Here is a 19,827-nt window from a genome sequence, read left to right on the forward strand (position 1 = left end):
GCGGATGCATCCCGCCGCCCGCGCCGCCACCGCGGTGACCGCCGCCGGAGCGGGAGCGCTCGCCTGGGCCTCGCTCGTCGAGCGCAACTGGTACGCCGTCCGCCGCGCCACGCTGCCGGTGCTGCCCCCCGGCGCCCCGCCGGTGCGGGTGCTGCACGTCTCCGACCTGCACCTCGTCCCCCGCCAGGAGCGGCGCATCGCGTGGGTGCGCGGGCTGGCCTCCCTCGAGCCGGACTTCGTGGTCAACACCGGCGACAACTGCTCCGACCTCAACGCAGTGCCGGCCGTGCTGCGCGCCATGGAGCCGCTGATGCACCTGCCGGGGGCGTTCGTGCTCGGCTCCAACGACTACTTCGCTCCGACCGCCAAGAACCCGCTCCTCTATTTCAACCGCTCGCATCCGCGCGGGTCGGAGTCGCAGGCCGACGAACTGCCGTGGCGCGAGCTCGTCGCGGGCTTCACCTCCGGCGGATGGACCGACCTGACCAACGCACGCCGGTCCGTCACGGTGCGCGGTCTCGACCTGGAGCTGGTCGGGGTCGACGACCCGCACCTCGGCTACGACCGCTACCCCGCCGTGGCCGGGCCTGCCGATCCCGCGGCCGATCTCACGATGGGGGTGCTGCACGCGCCGTACACGCACGTCCTGGACGCCATGGCGGCCGACGGGGCACGCGTGCTGCTCGCCGGGCACACCCACGGCGGACAGCTGTGCGTGCCGGGATACGGCGCGCTGGTCACCAACTGCGATCTGGACCGGCGCCGCGCCAAGGGGGTCTCGCGCTGGTGGCCCGTCGCCAACGGCCAGCGGTCCACCAGCGCGCCCTGCGACGCGGCCTGGCTGGAGGTCTCGGCGGGCCTCGGCCACAACAAGTACACGCCGGTGCGCTTCGCTTGCCGCCCCGAGGCCACCCTGCTCACCCTGGCGCCCGCCTCGTGGGACTCCGGCCGCACGCTCTGATCGCGGCGCTGCACATCGCCTGACGCGCCTACCGATTGGGAGATGCGCGAGCCTTACCGGTAACGTATGCCGCGCTGCATCCGGCTCGTGCGCGATCCGCACGACGGGTGCAGCAGCCACGGGGTGTGGCGCAGCTTGGTAGCGCGCGTCGTTCGGGACGACGAGGCCGCAGGTTCAAATCCTGTCACCCCGACCAGCTCACAGAACGGCCCTGACCTGCGGAAACGCGGATCAGGGCCGTTCTTCGTGCATAGTGCTCAGCGCGTTACGGCCGAGGGGTCGGGCGAGATGATCCGCAGCGCGCCCGGCAGCACCGTCGCCGTGATCGGTAGCGGAGCGAGAGGGTCGCCGTCGGCGTACGCCTGGACGCCGTCGGCCTCGATGCGCACCTCGCGCCCGCGCAGCACGACGATCTCCGCGTTGGCGGTGTGGGTGCCGCGGTAGACCTGCGGCAGCTTGCGGATGAAGCTCGCCCGGCTGCCCGCTCCGAGGAGCAGGACGTCGAGCAGCCCGTCGCGCGGGTCGGCGTCCGGTGCGATGTGCATGCCCTTGCCGTAGTAGCCGGAGTTGGCGGCCACGACGGTGAACCCCTCGAAGGTGTGCTCGGCGCCGTCGACCGTGACCCGGTACGTCGTGACCGGGAACGTCGCCATCGCACGGAGTGCCCCCAGCGGGTACTGCAGAGCTCCCGGCACCCGCTTCATCTCGTTCACGAGCTGCGACGCGAGGGAGTCGACACCGGCGTAGACGCTGCCGACCACGACCCTGTCGCCCACACCGATCGCGTCGACGGGACGCACGTCGCCGTCGCGCAGAAGCGACGCGAGCAGCTCCCCGTGCCTCGGTATGCCCAGTTGGCGGGCGAAGTCGTTCCCCCGGCCCGCGGGCGCGATCCCGAGCGTGACCCCATGACGGACCGCGGCGGCGGCCACGGAGCTCACCATCCCGTCACCACCGACCGCAACGCACACCTCGCCCTCGCCGGTGTCGGCGACCAGGTCGTCGGCCGCCTCGACGCCGGGACTCACTGTGGACCGCACCTCGGCACCCCGCGCCCGAAGGGCTGCACCGACCTCGGCAGCCATGCGGGCGCCGCGTCCCGCTCCCGAGTTCGGATTCACGAGGAGATGGAAGGCCCGCGTCATGGGATCAGTACACCTGGGTTCAGGACCCCGGCAGGGTCGACGCTCCGCTTCACCGCGCGCAGCACGTCTGTGCCGATGGGGCCGATCTCCTGGGCGTACCAGGGCCTGTGATCCCGGCCGACTGCGTGGTGGTGGGTGATCGTCCCGCCGGCCGCGACGATCGCGTCGGACGCGGCCTGCTTGGCGACGTACCACTGGGCGCGCGGGTCATCGGTCTCCCGGCATGCCACCGTGAAGTAGAGCGAGGCACCCGTGCGGTAGACGTGCGAGATGTGGCACAACACGATCGGGTTCGTCCCCTGAGCGCTCAGCGCGCCCTCGAGCGCCGCCTTCACCTCGGCGTACAGGCGGTCGAGGTCGCCCCAGAACGTCGCCGTTTCCAGCGTCTCGACCAGGACGCCCTCGTCGAGCAGCGCGTCGCGCAGGTAGGGCGCGTTGAACCGGCCCTCGGCCCACTGCTCGCCGTCCTCGGCCCCGAGCGGGGTGCCGCCCAGACCCAGCAGCACCTCGCCGACCTCACGGCGCATCCGCTCCACCCGGTCGTCCGTGCCCTCGTATCCGCAGACCATCAGCGCACCGCCGCCCGATTCGGCGCCGATGCTCTCCGGCTTCGCGAGATTCAACGACGTCTCGGTCTCATCGGACAACCGCAGCACTGTGGGGTTGATGCCGTCCTGGGTCAGGGTGCGCATCGCGGTCGCCCCGTCGACGAACGTCGGGAAGCGCCAGGTCTCGTAGACCGCGGTCGCGGGTTTCGTCCGCACGGCGAGTCGCACCTCGGTGACGATCCCGAGCGTGCCTTCGGAGCCGAGCACGAGCTGACGCAGATCGGGCCCCGCGGCGCTCGCCGGCGCGACGCCGAGCTCCCAGGTGCCGAGCGGCGTCGCGATCTTGAGTCCGACCACCATCGCGTCGAATCTGCCGTATCCCGAGGAGGACTGGCCGCTCGAGCGGGTCGCTGCGAAGCCGCCGACGGTCGCGAACTCGAACGACTGGGGGAAATGGCCGAGCGTCATCCCGTGCTCGCCTAGCAGCTGCTCGGCGCGTGGCCCGGACACCCCGGCCTGGAGTACCGCCGTGCTGGACAGGTCGTCCACGTCGGCTAGCCGGTCGAGCCGGCCGAGGTCGACCGCCACCACCGCGACGAGCCCGCTCTTCGAGGCGGTGAGGCCGCCGACGACGGACGTGCCGCCACCGTACGGCACGACGGCGATCCGCCGCTCGGAGCAGAGGGTCACGAGCGCCTGCACCTCGTCGTGGTCGGCGGGTCGCAGCACCGCGTCCGGGGCGGCTGCGGCGTCGCCACCGCGCAGTGCCAGCAGGTCAGGGGTGGACTTGCCACCTGTGTGCAGCAGCCGCGCCTCATCGCTCGTGTCGACGTGCTCGGCACCGATCGCGTCCCGCAGGGCTTCGAGGACGTCGTCCGGCAGTCCGACGGCTGGGAGCTGCACGGCCTGCTGATCCACGGCGGGCCGCGGCGCGGGCGGCCCGAACGCGAGCTCGAGCATTGCCAGGGCGTTCGCGGGAAGGGTCGTCGTGCGAGCCGGGTCTCCCCAGCGGGACCAGTGCATCCGATCACTCATGGGCTAGAGTGTGACACAGTGCTTTGACCCGTAACATTGCAACGTCAATGCTCTCAGCCACTCGACAGCATCCGCCTGCGAAGGGCACTCTCGGAAGGCATCCATGTCCGGCGACACCGCCCTCAACCGCCCCCGTCGGGCGCGCGAGCTCGCCGAGGCCACCGACGGACGCCAGGTCGACCTCCTGGTGATCGGACTCGGCGCCACCGGCGCGGGTGTGGCGCTCGACGCGGCGTCCAGGGGGCTGAGCGCGGTGGCCGTCGACGCACACGACCTGGCGTTCGGCACGTCGCGGTGGAGTTCGAAGCTCGCCCACGGTGGGTTGCGCTATCTCGCCCACGGCCAGGTCGGCATCGCCCACGAGAGCGCGGCCGAGCGAGGGATCCTGTTGCGCCGCACGGCGCCCCACCTCGTGCGGCCCTCCCGGTGGCTGGTGCCGCTCACCCCGGACATCTCCCGCGGCACCGCCGCGGTCATCGGCGCCGGTTTCGTCGCGGGTGACGTCCTGCGCCGGGTCGTCCGTACGCCGAGCGGCCTGCTGCCCCGGCCGGGCCGCGTCGGTGCCGCCCGCGCCCGCGAACTCGCACCCGCGCTTCGACACGACGTGCGGGGTGGGATCACCGCCTGGGACGCCCGCATCGAGGACGACGCCCGGCTCGTCATCGCGCTGGCCCGCACCGCAGCAGGTCGTGGAGCCCGCGTGCTGACCCGCGTCCGCGCCCTGGACGTGGCCGGCGACGGAGCCCGGGTGCGCGACGAACTGACCGGCACCGCCTACGACATCACGGCACGGGCGGTGGTGAACGCCACCGGCGTCTGGGCCGGCGGCCTCGTGCCAGGGGTCAGCCTCCGGCCGTCGCGCGGCACCCACCTCGTCCTGCGCTCGGAGACGCTCGGCGGGAGCGGGGTCATCCTCAACGCGCCGGTCCCCGGCTCTGTGGGCCGTTTCGTCTTCTCGCTGCCGCAGCCGGACGGCCGCACCTACCTCGGACTCACCGACGAGGCCGCCGACGGCCCCGTGCCGGATGTGCCGGTCGCCACCGATGGTGAGATCGCCTTCCTGCTCGAGACCTTCAGCCGGGTGCTCGCGCGACCGCTGACCCGAGCCGACGTCGTGGGCTCGTACGCCGGTCTGCGCCCGCTGCTGGACGCCGGCGGATCGACCGCCGACATCTCCCGGCGGCACGCGGTGCTCACCTCGCCGGACGGGGTGGTGACCGTCATCGGCGGCAAGCTGACGACGTACCGCCGGATGGCCCAGGACGCGGTCGACGCTGCGGTCCGCGAACGCCGACTGGTCGCGGGCCCGTGCCGCACCCATGACCTGCCGCTCGTCGGCGCCGCCGCACCCGCTGTGCTCGACCGGCTCGCTGCACCCGCCCGGCTCGTCCACAAGTACGGCACCGAGGCGCCGTCGCTCACCGCCGACCCCGACCTGCTCGCCCCGATTGACGGGCGCCAACTCGTCACCCGCGCGGAACTGGCCTTCGGCGTCACCCACGAGGGTGCCCTCGACGTCGATGACCTGCTCGACCGTCGCACCCGGATCGGGCTGGTCCCAGCCGACCGGGCCGCCGCCCTGCCCGTAGCCACCGAGGTACTGGTCTCCCCCGGGCTCGACTGACATCCCGAATGGCGTACGTCGCGCGGTATGGATCGAGCCCGCTGCGGTGTTGCCACCGGAGACACGACGCGCCCGCGTCGGGCCAGGCTCCGTACCAGGAGGATCCCCATGCCCACGTACACCGTCACCGCCGCCAGCGGCCAGTTAGGGCGCCTCGCCGTCGAGGAGTTGCTCGCCCGGGGCGTGGCGGCCCAGGACGTCGTGGCTGTCGTCCGGACACCGAGCAAGGCAGCCGATCTCGCCGACCGCGGGGTCCAGGTCCGCGAGGGCGACTACGACCGGTCGGAGACCATGACCGCCGCTCTGCACGACGCCGACCGTGTGCTGATGATCTCGGGTCCGACAGCCGGTCAGCGGATCCCCCAGCACACCAACGTCATCGAGGCGGCGAAGGCGGGGGGCGCGAAGCGCATCGTCTATACGAGCATCCTCAACGCCGACGACACCACCAACCCGCTGGCCGGCGAGCACCAGGAGACCGAGCGCCTGCTGCGCGCGTCCGGAGTGCCGGTCGTGCTGCTGCGCAACGGGTGGTACGACGAGAACTACACCGGGCAGTTGGACCAGTACCTCGAGCACGGCGAGATCGTCGGCGCCGCGGCCGACGGCCGGATCTCCGCGGCCGCCCGCCAGGACTACGCCGTCGCGGCCGTGGCCACGTTGCTGCAGGACGAGTCCGGCGACCGCACCTACGAGCTGGGCGGGTCGTCGTTCGACATGTCCGAGTTGGCCGCCGTGATCAGCGAGGTGTCCGGCAGGACCGTCGCCTACCGGGACGTCCCCGCGGCCGAGTACGTCGCGGTGCTGCGCAGCAACGGCCTCGATGAAGGGACCGCGGAGTTCGTCGCGAACATCGACAGCTCCATCGCCCACGGCGACCTGGAGACCCACAGCGACGCCCTGGCCGAGCTGATCGGGCGACCCGTCACTCCGCTCGCCGACGTCGTCCGGGCCGCGTGGTCGCAGCGCACCCCCTGAACGCAGCCGCAGTCGTGCTCCCGATCGACCGGTACGCCGTCGTACTTCGGTGCGCAGGTGTAGTTTTCACGGAGTACGGCGGCCGAGGGAGCCGCCCGATCGGGAAGTCCGGATGAGCACGTCTGATCTGTCGCCGGTCGGCCTGATCGGCCACCTCACGGTGGCGACGCAGGGTGACGACGGACCGGGGGAAGCGGTGTTCCGCATCAGGGGTGGCACCGAGGCGTTCATCGCGCGCTCCCCCGAACCCCTGCGCCGCGGGCAGCAGGTCGTCTGCACCGGCGAGATCGGGCCGCGCACCGTCGAGGTCGCCCCTTGGGGGGAACGCCTGGACTCCCTGCTGCGTCTCTAGATCGTCCCTCACCCCCGATCCTTCGCCGACGTTCGGCGCGTACCACCCACTCATCAAGGAGAGAAATGTTCGGTTACCGGGTCCCTCGCGCTGACGAGGCCATGCTCATCTCGGGCGGCAAGGGCTCAGGCGTGTCCCCGTTCCGCGTCGTCACCGGCCACGGCGCGTTCGTGCTGCCTGTCTTCCGGAAGGTGCAGTTCCTCACGCTCTCGCTCTTCGAGGCCGAGGTCGAGGAGCCCTGCGTCACCAAGCAGGGCATCGCGCTCACCGTGAAGGCGGTCATCGCCGCCAAGATCGGCTCCGACAACGACTCGATCGTGAACGCCGGCCAGCGCTTCCTGTCCGACCAGACCCAGATGGCCACGCTCACCGGGCGGATCTTCGCCGGGCACCTGCGCAGCATCATCGGCTCGATGACCGTCGAGGAGATCATCACCGAGCGGCAGAAACTCGCCGGCGAGGTGCTCGAGGGCTCCAAGGAGGAGATGGCGCGGATGGGTCTGCTCGTCGACGCGCTGCAGATCCAGAACATCGACGACGGCGGACTCGGCTACATCAAGGCGATGGCCGCGCCGCACAACGCGCGCATCCAGCAGCAGGCGCAGATCGCCCAGGCGAACGCCAACCAGGCCGCGGCCGAGGCCGAGCAGCAGTCGCTGCGCGCGCAGTCCCAGTTCCAGCGCGACACCGCCGTCACCCAGGCCGGATACACCGCTGAAACCCAGGCGGCACAGGCGAAGTCGGCGCAGGCCGGGCCCCTCGCGCAGGCGCAGGCCCAGCGCGAGGTCATCGCCGCGCAGACCGAGCTGGCCCAGCGCAACGCCGAGCTGCGCCAGCAGCAGCTCGTCGCCGAAGTGGTCAAGCCGGCCGAGGCTGACGCCGAGCGCGTGCGGATCCTGGCGCGCGCGGACGCCGAGAAGGTGCAGATCCAGGCGGCCGCAGCAGCCTCCAGCAACCGGGTCGCACTGGACCAGGCGCTCATCGCGCAGCTACCGCAGATCGTCGAGAAGGCCGCCGCCGGTCTGGCGGGGGCGAACATGACGGTGGTCAACGGTTCGGACGGGCTGTCCGACCTGGTCACCGGTCTCGCCGGGCAGGGTGTGGCGATCTTCAACGCGCTGAAGGGCGATGTCGGCTCCGACCACGACAAGAACAACCGGTCCCAGGACTCGGGGCGCGCCGGCGCCAGCGCCGACCCGAAGAGCATCGAGGGGCGCGAGCAGGGCCCGCGGACCTGACGCCGTCCGAGCGGGGCGTCATGATGGAGGGGTGACCGCGCACCCCGCCCTGGACAAGCTGACCGCCTTCGACTCGCTCCTCTCCGAGGAGGAACGCGACCTAGCCACGACGGTCCGGTCCTTCGCGGACGACAAGCTGCGCCCCTACCTGGCCGACTGGTTCGAGGCCGGCGAGATCCCGGTGCGCGAGATCGCCCAGCAGCTGGGGGCGCTCGGCGTACTCGGCATGCACCTGGACGGCTACGAGTGCGCCGGCGCCTCCGCCACGATGTACGGCCTGGCGTGCCAGGAGCTGGAAGCCGCCGACTCCGGGCTGCGCAGCCTGATGTCGGTGCAGGGCTCGCTCGCGATGACGGCGATCCACCACTTCGGCAGCGAGGAGCAGAAGCAGGAGTGGCTGCCCCGGATGGCCGCCGGTGAGGCGCTCGGCTGCTTCGGGCTCACCGAGCCGGACTTCGGCTCCGACCCGGCCGGCATGCGCACCCGCGCCAGGCGCGATGGCGACGACTGGGTCATCAACGGCAGCAAGATGTGGATCACCAACGGCACCGTCGCCGACGTCGCCGTCGTCTGGGCGCAGACCGACGAGAAGATCCGCGGCTTCGTCGTCCCGACCGACACCAAGGGCTTCTCCGCGACCGAGATCAAGCACAAGCTGTCCCTTCGGGCATCCAAGACCGCAGGGCTGGCGTTCGAGGACATGCGACTGCCGAACGACGCCTTGCTGCCGGAGGTCTCGGGTCTGCGCGGCCCGCTCACCTGCCTGTCCGAGGCCCGCTTCGGCATCATCTTCGGCGCCATGGGAGCGGCTCGCGACTGCCTGGAGACCGCGCTGGAGTACGCCGACTCGCGCGTCATCTACGACAAGCCGCTCGCCGGTTACCAGCTCACCCAGGCCAAGCTGGCCGACATGACGCTCGAGCTGATGAAGGGTCAACTGCTGGCCCTGCACATCGGCCGCCTCAAGGACGCCGGCACCCTGCTTCCCGCCCAAGTCAGCGTCGGCAAGCTCAACAGTTGTCGCGAGGCGATCAAGATCGCCCGTGAGTGCCGCACCATCCTGGCGGCCGCCGGCATCACGCTGGACTATCCCGTGATGCGGCACGCCAACAACCTGGAGTCGGTGATGACCTACGAGGGCACCTCCGAGGTGCACCAGCTGATCGTCGGTCAGGCACTCACCGGCGAGACAGCCTTCCGCTGATCCTCAGGTCAGAGCGGGTCGAGGATGCGGCGCAGGAAGGTGCGGGTGCGCTCCTGCTGAGGATCGGCGATGACCTGACTCGGCGGTCCGGACTCCACGACGCTGCCGCCGTCGATGAAGAGCACCTGGTCGGCGACCTGCTGGGCGAAGCGCACCTCGTGGGTCACCACGATCATCGTGCGGCCCTCCTCCGCCAGATCCCGCATGACGCCGAGCACGTCCCCCACCAGCTCCGGGTCGAGGGCCGAGGTGGGCTCGTCGAAGAGCAGCAGCTCGGGGCGCAGCGCCAGCGCGCGGGCGATGCCGACCCGCTGCTGCTGCCCGCCGGACAGCTCGAAGGGGTGCTTGTCGGCCTGATCGGCGAGACCCACCTTCGCCAGCAGCTCCCTGGCCGACGCTGTCGCCTCGGCCGTCGGCCGCTTCTGCACCACGACCGGACCCTCGGTGAGGTTCTGCAGCACCGTGCGGTGGGGGAAGAGGTTGTGACTCTGGAAGACCATCCCGCTCTGCGCGCGGTACCGGGCCAGCAGCCGTGCCTGTTGCTTCGGCACCCGCCCGCCGCGACCGGGGGTGATCTTGGAGAAGTCCACCTCGACGTCTGCGATCCGGACCGTGCCGGAGTCGGGGATCTCCAGCGCGTTCAGCGCCCGCAGCAGCGTGGTCTTGCCGGAACCTGACGGTCCCAGCACCACCGTCACAGATCCCGCAGGCACCCTGAGGGCGATGTCCTTGAGCACCATGTGGTCGCCGAACGACTTGGCCAGACCGCTGACCTGCACCAGATCACTCATCGCGCCACGAACCTGCCCAGTCGTCCTTCGAGTCGGTCCTGGATGAACGCCAGGATCAGGCAGACCACCAAGTAGTAGACCGCCGCCGTGGAGTAGAGCTCCAGATACTTCCCACTCGTCGCCGCGGCGGTCTGCGCCCTGCGGAAGACCTCGGTCACCAGGATCGTGGATGCCAGTGACGTGTCCTTGACCAGCGAGATGAGTTCGTTGGAGAGCGGTGGTACGGCGGTCCGGGCGGCCTGCGGGATGATCACCCGCCGTAACGACGTCCGATAGTCCATCCCGACGGTCGACGCTGCCTCCCACTGCCCGCGCGGGATGCTCTGGATGGCAGCTCGGATCGTCTCGGCGGCATACCCGCCGACGTTGAGGCTGAAGGCGATCACCGCCGCCGGGAACGGGTTGAACTTCACACCGAGCTCGGGCAGGCCGAAGAAGATGATGAACAGCTGCACCAGCAGCGGTGTGCCGCGGATCAGTCCGATGTACGCGCGGGCGACACCGGACAGCACCAGCCGGTTGGACATCCGGGCCATGGCCACGCCGAGCGCGATGACCAGCCCGACCACGAAGCTGATCGCGGTGAGCGGCAGGGTGCCGGTCACCAGGCTCTTCAGCATCGGCACCAGGTTGGTGCGAATGTTGTCCCAGGTGCTCGGCACCTTCGGCGCGACCGTGAAGTACTTGTCGTAGGTCCTCTTCAGGCTGCCGTCGGCCTTCATGGCCGCGATCTGGGAGTCGATCTGGGTCATGAACCCGCTGCCCTTGCGGGCCGCGAACGCCGACTGGCTCGCATCGGACGTCGTGCCGACGATCTTCAGATCGTTCGCGCCTGTGACGCGCAGGGCGTACTTGACGGCCAGCTGGTCGTTGACCAGCACGTCGATGCGCTTCTCCTGCAACAACTTCAGCGACTGGTCGAGCCCCTCCACCGTCTGAATGCTGGCGCCCGCCTTGCGGGCGATGTCGCCCCAGTTGCTGGTGCTGCTCTCGGCGGCCTTCCGGCCCTTGATGTCCGCGAGGGAGTGGATGTCGTTCTCGCTCTTGCGGGTGACGATGACCCCGGTGGTGTCGACGTACGGCGAGGACAGGTCGTAGAGGGACTGCCGCTCGGGGTTGATCGTGATCTGGTCGGCGATCATGTCGATGCGCCCGGCCCTGAGAGCCGCGAAGAGGGAGTCGAAGGGCACCTGGACGAACTGCACCTTCACACCGAGGCGCTGGGCGATCTGCTTGACCACCTCGACGTCGAAGCCGGTGAGCTTGCCGTCCTGGTTGAAGTCGAACGGCGGGTAGGTGCCCTCGGTGCCGACCCGCAGCACCTTGGGGACCGATGCCGTCGAGGCCCGCCCGACACTCTGGGGGTGACCGACGGACGTGGCGGCTCCTGCCGCGGGCAGCGCGACCATGGCTCCGAAGAGGAGGACGATCAGCGCGCCCAGCCATCGAGCAGTCGGTAAGCGAAGGTTATGGAGCACGCCCGAAACCCTAATGGTCCCGGGTCAGGCCTTCGCAGCCGCGGTGAGGAAGCTCTTCACGATCGGCAGGCAGGTCACGCCGCCGTAGCCACCGGTCTCGACGAAGACGGCGAGCGCGAGGTCGCCCTGGATCGCGATCATCCACGAGTGGGTCTGGGGTGGGTTGCCGGTGCCGTACTCGGCGGTGCCGGTCTTGGCCATCACCGGCCCGCCGGGCACCGACTGCAGGCCCGTCGCGCCGCCTTCGGTCACGACGGCGCGCATCAGCGCGCGCAGGGACGTCGTCTCCGCAGCCGTGAGCGGAGTGGCCGGTTGCTCGGACACGGTCGGTTTGTGGTCGGGCAGCAGGAACGGCGTGACGCGAGCGCCGTGCGCGACCGAGGCTGCGACGGTCGCCATCCCGAGTGGTGACGCGAGCACCTTGCCCTGCCCGATCATCGACACCTGATGGTCGGCTCCGGTGTCCCCGGGCGGCACGCTGCCGAAGAACGGACCGTCGGACGGGTTCTGCGTCAGGCCGAGCGAATCCGCAGCCACCGCAAGGGAACTCTGCGATACCCGGTCGGCTCCGCGAATCATCACGGTGTTGCACGAGTTGGCCACAGCGGTCTTGAAGGGGATCATCCCGAGCTTGTCCTTGGGATAGTCCGGGAAGTTCTTCACGATCCGGCCCTGCACCGAGATCGTCGGGGTGCAGTCGACGGTGTCGGTGATCTTCAGCCCGGACCGCAGCAGCGCCAGCGACGAGACCACCTTGAAGGTCGACCCCGGGGCGTAGCGGCCGAGGAACGCCGTGTCGTATCCCTGCGAGCCCGCGCCGGACGCCGCGACCAGCACCTCGCCGGTCGACGGTCGGATCGCCACGAGTGCCGACGGGCTCTTCTGGCCCTGCAGCAAGGACTCCGCGGTGGACTGCAGGTCCTGACGCAGCGTGGTCCGGAGCGGCTTCGGCGCGACCGCGCCGAGCGAGGCGAGGGTGCGCACCGACTGCGGTCCGCTGGCGCCGGGCAGCACAGCGCTGATCTGCAACGCGGCGGTCCCCCGCAGCTGCGCGTCGTACTGCTGCTGCAGGCCGCCGATGCCCACCAGGTCGGTCGCGGTCACCGGGTCCTTGGCGCCCTTGCTGTTCTTGATGATCTCCGCGGTCGCCGGGCCGACCGTGCCGAGCACCGCGCGGGCGAAGGTCGCGGACGGCGCGAGCGGGCGCCGGTCGGAGATCAGCACCGCCCCCGGGATCGCCCGGATCCGGGACTGCTCCGCGGCCGACGCCGCCTGCGTCCGCAGCACGATGGCCTCGACGAACGCCGAGGGACCGCTCGCCGCAACACTCTTCGCGTACGACGCGGCGTCCACGCCGACGACCGCAGCGAGTTTCGTCGCCGAGACCGTCGCGGTCGCGGCAGCCGTCTTGGTCTTGTCGATGCCGACCCGGTAGACGGGCCGGTAGGTCACGATGGCGTCGCCGTTGTCGTCGGTGATGTCGCCGCGATCCTGCGCGACCGATGCCGCCGTCAGGTGCTCGCCCGTGCGCAGCTGCGGATGGACCAGGGTGGAGGACCACGGCGTCGTCCACTTCTTGTCCGCGGACGTCATGGTGACCTGCTGCTCGTAGGACCATCGACGGCCGCCGGCGAGCGTCCACTGCGTCGCGAGCGTCACCGTCTTCGACGACTTCGCAGCTCCTGCAACCGTTTTGACGACCCGCACGGTGTGCGCGGTGGCGCCCAGCCCGCGGACGACCGCGGCGTACGACGTGTCGACGTCCTGGCCGGTCACCGGGCTGCCCGTGAAGTGCCCCGACTGCAGCGCCGCGGCCAGCTTCGCGGCGGCGTCCTTCGAGCCGTCACCACCGCTGCCGGAGCCGGTGCAGCTCGCGAGCGCGGTGATCGGCACGACGACCCCCGCCGCCAGCACCGCCCGACGGCTCGATCGATACATCACACCGGCGTCCCAGGTCCCCATCCGCACACGCTAACCCGGTGCACCGACCCGGGTGCCCCACCGCGCTGCTCGCGTACGGTCGTACCTCGCAGGGCGACCGCGTCGTGCCGAGACCATCGAGGAACGGGAAGCGATCCATGAGCACGGCCGACGTGTGGGGAGACGGCGGGGTGTCTCCACGGCGCGTGCAGGCCGACCTCCTGACGGCCGCCCTCTTCGTCGTCGTCTGCGCGGCCGCAGCCGGCACCTACGGCGCCTCGGCGTGGGCCACGGTCGTTGTGATGGCCCTTGCCCTGGTGACCCGCCGACTGTCCCTGCCACTCATGATCGGCTTCGCGGTGCTGGGAGCTGTCATCCAGTTGGGGAGAGCGGAGCTCGTCCCGCTCGCCGACCTGGCGTACGCGCCCCTCTACTTCACACTCGGCGCGGACCGTCGTGCGGTGTTCCGGCGCACAGGTCTCGTCGGTTCGGCCGTCGCCCCCGTGGTGGCCGGCATCGCCGCCCCGCTCATGCGCTTCGGGAGCGGCACCCGGCTCGGTCTCGAACCCGTCGCGGTCCTCGCGATCGCCATGTCGGCCGCCGTGGTCTGCGGAGGCGGCTGGATCGTCGGCTTCCTGCGTTTCCAGGGCCGGCAGAGGGTGCAGGCCCGGATCGACGCCCGGCTGGAGGAGTCCGAGCGGCTGCGTCTGGCCGAGGCGCTGGACCAACAGCAGGAACGGGCGCGGATCGCCGCCGATATGCACGATGTGGTGGCGCACTCGTGGGCCGTGGTGGCGGCGCAGTCGGACGGTGCGCGGTACACGATGAAGTCCTCTCCGGAGGAGGCCGCACGGGCCCTGGAGGTCATCGGGGAGACGGCCCGGTCGGCGATGGCCGACGTGCGCACCATCCTCACCGAGCTGCGCAACCGCGAGGCGCCCGGCGCCCAGCTCGGATACGGCCAGCAGGAGGATCTGTTCGAGCGCATGCGGGCCTCCGGGATGCGGCTGCAGGTGCGCGAGACGGGCGTGCGCCGGCCCTCGGAGCTCATCGCGCTGACGGCCTATCGGATCCTCAGCGAATGCCTGACGAACGCGCTCAAGCACGGAGATCTGTCCCGCCCCGTGCTGGTGGAGCAGGACTGGTCGACTGACTACCGATTGCGCGTCTCCAACGCGATCCGCCCCGACGCCGGTCCCCCGTCGCAGACCGGCCACGGCATCATCGGGATGTCCGAACGCACAGGCCTTGCCGGCGGCACGCTCACCATCGACCATTCAGGCGGCGTGCACCGGGTCGTGGCGCACATCCCGGCACAGCAGAAGGAGAGCCGGTGACCATCAAGGTCGCACTGGTCGACGACCAGGTGCTGTTCCGGGCAGGCATCGCCATGGTGGTGCGCAGCCAGCCGGACCTGGAGCTGGTCGGCGAAGCGGGTGACGGCGCGGACGCGATCGACCTCGTCCGACGTGCCCGGCCCGACGTGGTGCTGATGGACGTGCGGATGCCCCGAGTCGACGGAGTCGCCGCGACCCGGCGCATCCGTGTGAACGCCACCGAGCACTCCCCGCGGGTGCTGGTGCTGACCACCTTCGACCTCGACGAGTCCGCGGCCGACGCGATCGACGCCGGCGCGAGCGGTTTCATCCTCAAGGACACCCAGCCGGAGCTGCTGCTCGCGGCCATCCGTGCCGTGGCGGACGGCAGCCAGGTGGTCGCGGCGGGTGCCACGCGCTCTCTCTTCGACCGGTTCAAGACCAGGACGGCCGCCGCGCCCGGCCCGGAGTACGACGCCCTCACCGCCCGCGAGCGGGAGATCCTCCTGCGGGCGGCCACCGGTCTGTCGAACGCCGAGATCGCCTCTGTCGAAACACTGTCCGAGGCGACCGTCAAGACGCACGTCTCCCGGATCCTGGCCAAACTGCAGCTGCGCGACCGCGTGCAACTGGTGGTCTACGCCTACGAGCACGGCCTGCTCTGACGCTGCACGTCAGGTCGCCGCGGCGTGGTGAGCAACGGCGCTACGGGACGACCGTAGCGCGCTCTGCTCTTTGCCGTAGTGGCAAACCACCTTGCTCTTACGGCCGGGCGGCTTCCATGCTGGCGATACCGGATGCGACACCCGCTCCGGCACCCTTCGCCGAGGAGTCCCCGCGTGACCGCATCCTTCGATCAGACCGATGTCCTCGACCTCGTGGTGGTCGGTGGCGGAGCCGCAGGGCTGAGCGGTGCCAAGATCGCGGCGCGCGCCCGGCGTACGGTGCTGCTGGTCGATGCCGGCGCTCCGCGCAACGGTCCGGCCGCGGGAGTGCACAACTACCTCTACGCCGAGGGCGCGGCACCGGCCCGGCTCGGTGAGATCGGACGCGCCGAGGCAGCGGGATACGGGGTGCAGATCATCAACGGCACGGCCGTCTCGGCTGCGGTCGTGCCAGCGTCGGGGGCGGGTGGTCCGCGCTTCACCGTCACCGTCGACGTGCAGGACTGCGGCACCAGGACCGTGTCGGCCCGCAGACTGCTCCTGGCCACGGGCGTCGTGGACGTACTGCCCGATATCGCCGGCCTGCGGGAGCGGTGGGGCAGAGACGTGCTGCACTGCCCGTTCTGCCACGGATGGGAGGTACGCGACCAGGCGATCGGTGTGATCGGATCCGGTCCGACCGCGCTGCACGCGGTACAGCTCTTCCGCACCCTCACAGACGATGTCGTCTACTTCCAGCACACCGCACCGGACCCCACCGAGGAGCAGCTGGAGCTGCTGGCGGCCCTCTCGGTGCCTCATGTGGTGGGCTCCGTCGAGCGCGTCGAGACCGCTGACGACGCCCTGACGGGAGTGCGCCTGGCCACCGGGGACGTCGTGGCCCGCGACGCACTCGCGGTGGCTCCGTTCGTGCGCGGTCGCAGCGATCTGCTGGCGGATCTCGACCTACGGACGAGCGACTTGGACATGGGCGGGGTGTCGGTGGGTACCTACGTGCCCACCGACCCGACGGGACTGACCGGGGCTCCCGGTGTGTGGGCGGCGGGCAACCTGGCGAATCTCATGGCCCAGGTCGTCACCTCCGCCTCGGCTGGCTCGGCGGCAGGGGCCGCCATCCACATGGACCTGATGGTCGAGGACAGTGCGGCCGCGGTCGCGGCGTACCGCGAGCGTCACGCGTCCCGCGGCTCGTCCGAGATACCTCCGCAGATGTAGACAGATAGCCCGTCAGGCGGATGTCCGCGGCCGGCGGCTGCGGCAGGGTCGTCGTCATGAACCCGACCCGGTCGATCCACCCCGTCACCCAGCCACGCCGAGCCGTCGTCTCCTTCCGCGGCGTCGACAAGCACTACGGCACCGGCCCGGACGCCGTGCGCGCTCTGGACCAGGTCACCGTCGACATCTTCGACGGCGACTTCACCGCGATCATGGGACCCTCGGGCTCGGGCAAGTCCACCTTCATGAACGTGGCCGCCGGCCTGGACGACATCACCTCGGGGGAGGTGTACCTCGCCGGCGAGGCACTGCACGCGATGGACGACGCGGGTCGGACCGTCCTGCGGCGCGACCGGGTCGGGTTCGTCTTCCAGGCGTTCAACCTGGTGCCCACGCTGTCCGTGGTCGAGAACGTCGAACTGCCGTTCCGTCTCGCGCAACGCACCATCGACGGTGACCAGCGGGAGTGGATCGCCCACCTGCTGACCACCCTCGGTCTGAGGGAGCGCACCTCCCACCGCCCGGCGCAGCTGTCCGGCGGACAGCAGCAGCGCGTCGCGATCGCTCGTGCGCTCGCTTCACGACCGCAGGTGATCTTCGCCGACGAGCCGACCGGCAACCTGGACTCCCGCAGCTCACGCGAGGTGCTCGCGCTGTTGCGCACCGCAGCACGGGAGTACGGGCAGACGATCGCCATGGTCACCCACGACCCGCTCGCCGCGTCGTACGCCGACCGCATCCTGGTGATCGCCGACGGTTGCATCATCGCCGACCACGCGGCCCTGTCCCCGCAGCAGATCTCGCAGCTGCTGATCGACGTCGAAGAGGGTGTGGCATGACCCGGGTGCCGCCGGTGCTGGGCTCGGTGCGCGAGCTGGGCACGGTCACCCTGGTGGCCGGTCTCAGCGGGTGCTACGCGGCCACGCTGATCATGACCTCCTCGATCCTGGCCTCGATCAGCTCGACCCAGGGCGACGGAGACGTCGCCATGCTGCTCGGGATCGTCTCGCCGGTCTTCATCGGGATCGCGCTCTACGTCGCCGCCGTCGTCATCACAGGGTGCGTGACCACCGTCATCGCCGGGCGGCTGCAGCACATCGCGCTGCTGCGGTTGCTGGGCGCCGACGGCCTCAGCCTGCGCCGGTCGGTACGCCGCAGCACGGCGCGCGCCGGGGCTATCGGCGCCTGCCTCGGGGTGCTGGCCGGTGTGCTGCTGACCGACGTCGTCCGCGTCGTGCTCGTGCACCGCGGAGCACTTCCGGACCTGCCCTACCGGTGGGCCGTACCCCCGCTGGCGCTGCCGATCGCCGCGGTCGCGTTGTGCTCGGTCGGCGCCGGCTGGATCGGGTCGCGAGCCGTGCTGCACGTCGCTCCGGTCCAGGCGCTGAGCGCGGTCCAGGCACAGGTGGACCCGGCACGCCGTACGACGGTCGTGCGGGCCGCGCTCGCCGTGACCCTGATCGGCGTGGGCGTCGTCCTCCTGATGATGGCCGTGGCACTGGGCGATCGGATGTCGACGTCCGGGTTCCTCTGCGCCTTCCTCGGCGCGGCAGTGTCGGGCACGGGCGTGATCGTCGGCGCCCGCTTCCTCATCCCGTGGGTGGTCACCGCCCTCGGCCGGCTGCTCGGCGGCGGACCGCCCAGCCTCATCGCCCGGCGCAACGCCGTCGCCGACCCGTCGCGCACCACCCGCTCGACGATCGGGCTGATCGTCGGGGTCGTGCTGATCACCACGATCGCCTCCGGCATGTCGGCACTGCGTGCTGCGATGGATGCCGCGTCGGGCCTGAGCGCCGCGCAACGGCATCACACCGACCAGGTCATGGCGATCATCACGGCCGTGCTCGTCTGCCTGGTGGTGATCTCCTCGATCATCGCGGCGGTCGGTTTCGTCAGCACGATGTCGCTGACCGTGATCCAGCGACGTCGCGAGATCGGTCTGCTGAGGTCGCTGGGGTTCACCGCCGTGCAGGTACGCGCGATGATCACCCGCGAGTCGATCGCCCTGTCCGCGACCGCCGTCATCCTCGGCGCGGCGATCGGGGTCGTCTACGGATCCGTGGGGGCGCAGTCCCTGGTCGGTGCGATGAGCAGCGGCTTCGTCTGGGGTGTCCCGTGGGTGGCGCTCGCGGCCGTGGCCGTCGCCGGGGGTGCCCTGGTGCTGGTCGCGTCGCGCCCGCCGGCCCGACGGGCGGTCTCGGTGCCGCCGGTGGTGGCGCTGCGGGCGACCGACTGACATCGCAGCCACCGCCGGGTTCAGGGGGCCCGGCGGTGGACCCGTCAGCTGACGACGAGCTCGGCGATCTCCAGGAGATTGAGCGCAGACCCCCGGCGCAGGTTGTCGCCGCACACGAAGAACTGCACCGACCGCGGGAAGTCCTCCAGCTGACGCACCCGACCGACGAAGACGGGATCGGCACCGACCACGTCGACCGGCGTGGGCCACTCCTCGGAGCGCGGGTCGTCGAGCACGACGACGGAGTTGGCGTCCTGGGTGAGGGCCTGGACGACGTCCTCCCGGTGCACCCGCTGCTCGAACGTCGCGTGCACCGTCATCGAGTGGGTCGTGGTGACCGGCACCTGCACGCATGTGGTCGCGATCTTGAGCGCGGGCGTCTCCAGCAGCGCCCGCAGCTCGGCGCGTACGGCGAGCTCCTGCGCCGAGGACTCGCCGTCGCCCTGCCCGCCGACCCACGGGATGACGTTGAACGCGACCGGCGCGGGGAACGGGCTCGCGCCGGACAGGTCGGACAGCTTGCGGCGTACGTCGCCCGGGTACTGCCCGACACTGCGGTCGCCACCGAGAGCGTTCGCCTCGTCGTAGAGCCGCTGCACGCCGAGCGACCCCGCGTCGGACACGGCCTGGTAGGTGGAGACGACCAGCTCCTGCAGGCGCCACCTGCGGTGCAGCGACGCGAGGACCCCGATCATCGTCAGGGTCGTCGCGCACGGGCTGGCGAGGATGCGCGCGCCCGTGCGTTTGGTGGCGGCCGGGTTGAGCTCCGGGACCACCAGCGGCACGTTGTCGTGGTCGATGAAGGCGCCGGAGCTGTCGACCACCACGGCACCGGCCGCCACGGCGCGGGGCGCCCATTCGAGGGCGACCTCCGGCGGTGCGGCGAATACCGCGACGTCCACACCGTCGAACGCGTGGTCGTCCAGGCCGCGCACCTGCAGCTCGCGACCGGCGGCGTCGACGGTGCGCCCGGAGGAACGCGACGAGGCGAGCAGCCGCACCTCGCCCCACACGTCGCGGCCCATCGGCAGGACGCCGAGCAGTGTCTGGCCGACCAGTCCGGTGGCCCCGACCACGGCAAGGGTCGCTCCGTCGCGCGTCATGTCAGACGTGCCCTCCCC

General features: G+C 70.9%; 17 protein-coding genes and 1 tRNA gene. 12 read left to right on the forward strand and 6 right to left on the reverse strand.

The window, feature by feature from the left end:
- The first annotated feature begins 4 nt into the window (after window positions 1–4).
- Both JOB34_RS04890 and JOB34_RS04895 read left to right on the forward strand, forming a co-directional pair.
- On the forward strand, window positions 5–961 hold the full coding sequence (locus JOB34_RS04890) for a metallophosphoesterase (protein ID WP_208051643.1): 957 nt from the start codon (window positions 5–7) through the stop codon (window positions 959–961).
- A 119-nt stretch (window positions 962–1,080) separates the two neighbouring features.
- Window positions 1,081–1,157: transfer RNA gene (locus tag JOB34_RS04895), tRNA-Pro, on the forward strand.
- A 61-nt stretch (window positions 1,158–1,218) separates the two neighbouring features.
- On the opposite strand, the gene JOB34_RS04900 is transcribed toward JOB34_RS04895, so the two are convergent.
- A complete protein-coding gene (locus JOB34_RS04900; protein WP_279538842.1) occupies window positions 1,219–2,106 on the reverse strand; it encodes a YegS/Rv2252/BmrU family lipid kinase in 888 nt (295 codons plus the stop codon).
- Entirely contained in the window at window positions 2,103–3,689 is a 1,587-nt protein-coding gene (locus JOB34_RS04905; protein ID WP_243757612.1) for an FAD-binding oxidoreductase, read from the reverse strand. The genes JOB34_RS04900 and JOB34_RS04905 overlap by 4 nt, the downstream gene beginning before the upstream one ends.
- Before the next feature lie 103 nt (window positions 3,690–3,792).
- On the opposite strand from JOB34_RS04905, the gene JOB34_RS04910 reads away from it, so the two are divergent.
- From JOB34_RS04910 to JOB34_RS04930, 5 genes are all read left to right on the forward strand, one after another.
- Window positions 3,793–5,313, forward strand: coding sequence for a glycerol-3-phosphate dehydrogenase/oxidase (locus tag JOB34_RS04910; RefSeq protein ID WP_208051645.1), 1,521 nt, complete (start codon window positions 3,793–3,795; stop codon window positions 5,311–5,313).
- A gap of 108 nt (window positions 5,314–5,421) precedes the next feature.
- Window positions 5,422–6,291: an SDR family oxidoreductase gene (locus JOB34_RS04915; RefSeq protein ID WP_208051646.1), complete on the forward strand. Its 870-nt coding sequence runs from the start codon at window positions 5,422–5,424 to the stop codon at window positions 6,289–6,291.
- Window positions 6,292–6,403: 112 nt separating this feature from the next.
- Window positions 6,404–6,643 carry a hypothetical protein gene (locus JOB34_RS04920; RefSeq protein WP_179478609.1) on the forward strand — a complete coding sequence of 80 codons (240 nt, stop codon included), beginning with the start codon at window positions 6,404–6,406 and terminating at the stop codon, window positions 6,641–6,643.
- A gap of 65 nt (window positions 6,644–6,708) precedes the next feature.
- Window positions 6,709–7,881: a flotillin family protein gene (locus JOB34_RS04925; RefSeq protein WP_208051647.1), complete on the forward strand. Its 1,173-nt coding sequence runs from the start codon at window positions 6,709–6,711 to the stop codon at window positions 7,879–7,881.
- A gap of 31 nt (window positions 7,882–7,912) precedes the next feature.
- A complete protein-coding gene (locus JOB34_RS04930; protein ID WP_347813725.1) occupies window positions 7,913–9,085 on the forward strand; it encodes an acyl-CoA dehydrogenase family protein in 1,173 nt (390 codons plus the stop codon).
- Between the two features lie 8 nt (window positions 9,086–9,093).
- Here the strand turns inward: JOB34_RS04930 and JOB34_RS04935 are convergent, their stop codons facing one another.
- The 3 genes from JOB34_RS04935 to JOB34_RS04945 are packed head-to-tail and all read right to left on the reverse strand — an operon-like array spanning window position 9,094 to window position 13,316.
- Window positions 9,094–9,876: an amino acid ABC transporter ATP-binding protein gene (locus JOB34_RS04935; protein WP_279538843.1), complete on the reverse strand. Its 783-nt coding sequence runs from the start codon at window positions 9,874–9,876 to the stop codon at window positions 9,094–9,096.
- Window positions 9,873–11,354: an ABC transporter substrate-binding protein/permease gene (locus JOB34_RS18050; protein WP_347813726.1), complete on the reverse strand. Its 1,482-nt coding sequence runs from the start codon at window positions 11,352–11,354 to the stop codon at window positions 9,873–9,875. The genes JOB34_RS04935 and JOB34_RS18050 overlap by 4 nt, the downstream gene beginning before the upstream one ends.
- Before the next feature lie 24 nt (window positions 11,355–11,378).
- Entirely contained in the window at window positions 11,379–13,316 is a 1,938-nt protein-coding gene (locus JOB34_RS04945; protein ID WP_208051649.1) for a penicillin-binding transpeptidase domain-containing protein, read from the reverse strand.
- A 116-nt stretch (window positions 13,317–13,432) separates the two neighbouring features.
- Here JOB34_RS04945 and JOB34_RS04950 point away from each other — a divergent pair, with 116 nt between their 5' ends.
- The 5 genes from JOB34_RS04950 (at window position 13,433) to JOB34_RS04970 (ending at window position 18,706) form a co-directional block, all read left to right on the forward strand.
- Window positions 13,433–14,611, forward strand: a complete 1,179-nt coding sequence (locus JOB34_RS04950) for a histidine kinase (RefSeq protein WP_208051650.1) — start codon at window positions 13,433–13,435, stop codon at window positions 14,609–14,611.
- Window positions 14,608–15,255 carry a response regulator transcription factor gene (locus tag JOB34_RS04955; RefSeq protein ID WP_208051651.1) on the forward strand — a complete coding sequence of 216 codons (648 nt, stop codon included), beginning with the start codon at window positions 14,608–14,610 and terminating at the stop codon, window positions 15,253–15,255. The genes JOB34_RS04950 and JOB34_RS04955 overlap by 4 nt, the downstream gene beginning before the upstream one ends.
- A gap of 174 nt (window positions 15,256–15,429) precedes the next feature.
- Complete coding sequence (locus tag JOB34_RS04960; RefSeq protein WP_347813727.1) at window positions 15,430–16,470, forward strand: NAD(P)/FAD-dependent oxidoreductase; 1,041 nt, start codon at window positions 15,430–15,432, stop codon at window positions 16,468–16,470.
- Window positions 16,471–16,526: 56 nt separating this feature from the next.
- Window positions 16,527–17,309 carry an ABC transporter ATP-binding protein gene (locus tag JOB34_RS04965; protein ID WP_208051653.1) on the forward strand — a complete coding sequence of 261 codons (783 nt, stop codon included), beginning with the start codon at window positions 16,527–16,529 and terminating at the stop codon, window positions 17,307–17,309.
- Window positions 17,306–18,706, forward strand: coding sequence for an ABC transporter permease (locus tag JOB34_RS04970; protein WP_208051654.1), 1,401 nt, complete (start codon window positions 17,306–17,308; stop codon window positions 18,704–18,706). The genes JOB34_RS04965 and JOB34_RS04970 overlap by 4 nt, the downstream gene beginning before the upstream one ends.
- 44 nt (window positions 18,707–18,750) lie before the next feature.
- On the opposite strand, the gene JOB34_RS04975 is transcribed toward JOB34_RS04970, so the two are convergent.
- A complete protein-coding gene (locus tag JOB34_RS04975; RefSeq protein ID WP_208051655.1) occupies window positions 18,751–19,809 on the reverse strand; it encodes an aspartate-semialdehyde dehydrogenase in 1,059 nt (352 codons plus the stop codon).
- Window positions 19,810–19,827: the final 18 nt, after the last annotated feature.

Origin of the sequence: Allobranchiibius sp. GilTou38 (assembly GCF_017565325.1) — a bacterium.
Lineage (GTDB): Bacteria > Actinomycetota > Actinomycetes > Actinomycetales > Dermatophilaceae > Allobranchiibius > Allobranchiibius huperziae.

Excerpts from the sequence above, each read along its gene's own strand:
- JOB34_RS04970 (WP_208051654.1), top strand. The coding sequence starts at position 17,306 with ATGACCCGGGTGCCGCCGGTGCTGGGCTCGGTGCGCGAGCTGGGCACG.
- JOB34_RS04890 (WP_208051643.1), top strand. The coding sequence starts at position 5 with ATGCATCCCGCCGCCCGCGCCGCCACCGCGGTGACCGCCGCCGGAGCG.
- JOB34_RS04950 (WP_208051650.1), top strand. The coding sequence starts at position 13,433 with ATGAGCACGGCCGACGTGTGGGGAGACGGCGGGGTGTCTCCACGGCGC.
- JOB34_RS04905 (WP_243757612.1), bottom strand. The coding sequence starts at position 3,689 with ATGAGTGATCGGATGCACTGGTCCCGCTGGGGAGACCCGGCTCGCACG.
- JOB34_RS04965 (WP_208051653.1), top strand. The coding sequence starts at position 16,527 with ATGAACCCGACCCGGTCGATCCACCCCGTCACCCAGCCACGCCGAGCC.
- JOB34_RS04975 (WP_208051655.1), bottom strand. The coding sequence starts at position 19,809 with ATGACGCGCGACGGAGCGACCCTTGCCGTGGTCGGGGCCACCGGACTG.
- JOB34_RS04900 (WP_279538842.1), bottom strand. The coding sequence starts at position 2,106 with ATGACGCGGGCCTTCCATCTCCTCGTGAATCCGAACTCGGGAGCGGGA.
- JOB34_RS04910 (WP_208051645.1), top strand. The coding sequence starts at position 3,793 with ATGTCCGGCGACACCGCCCTCAACCGCCCCCGTCGGGCGCGCGAGCTC.
- JOB34_RS04925 (WP_208051647.1), top strand. The coding sequence starts at position 6,709 with ATGTTCGGTTACCGGGTCCCTCGCGCTGACGAGGCCATGCTCATCTCG.
- JOB34_RS04945 (WP_208051649.1), bottom strand. The coding sequence starts at position 13,316 with ATGGGGACCTGGGACGCCGGTGTGATGTATCGATCGAGCCGTCGGGCG.
- JOB34_RS04915 (WP_208051646.1), top strand. The coding sequence starts at position 5,422 with ATGCCCACGTACACCGTCACCGCCGCCAGCGGCCAGTTAGGGCGCCTC.
- JOB34_RS04920 (WP_179478609.1), top strand. The coding sequence starts at position 6,404 with ATGAGCACGTCTGATCTGTCGCCGGTCGGCCTGATCGGCCACCTCACG.
- JOB34_RS04935 (WP_279538843.1), bottom strand. The coding sequence starts at position 9,876 with ATGAGTGATCTGGTGCAGGTCAGCGGTCTGGCCAAGTCGTTCGGCGAC.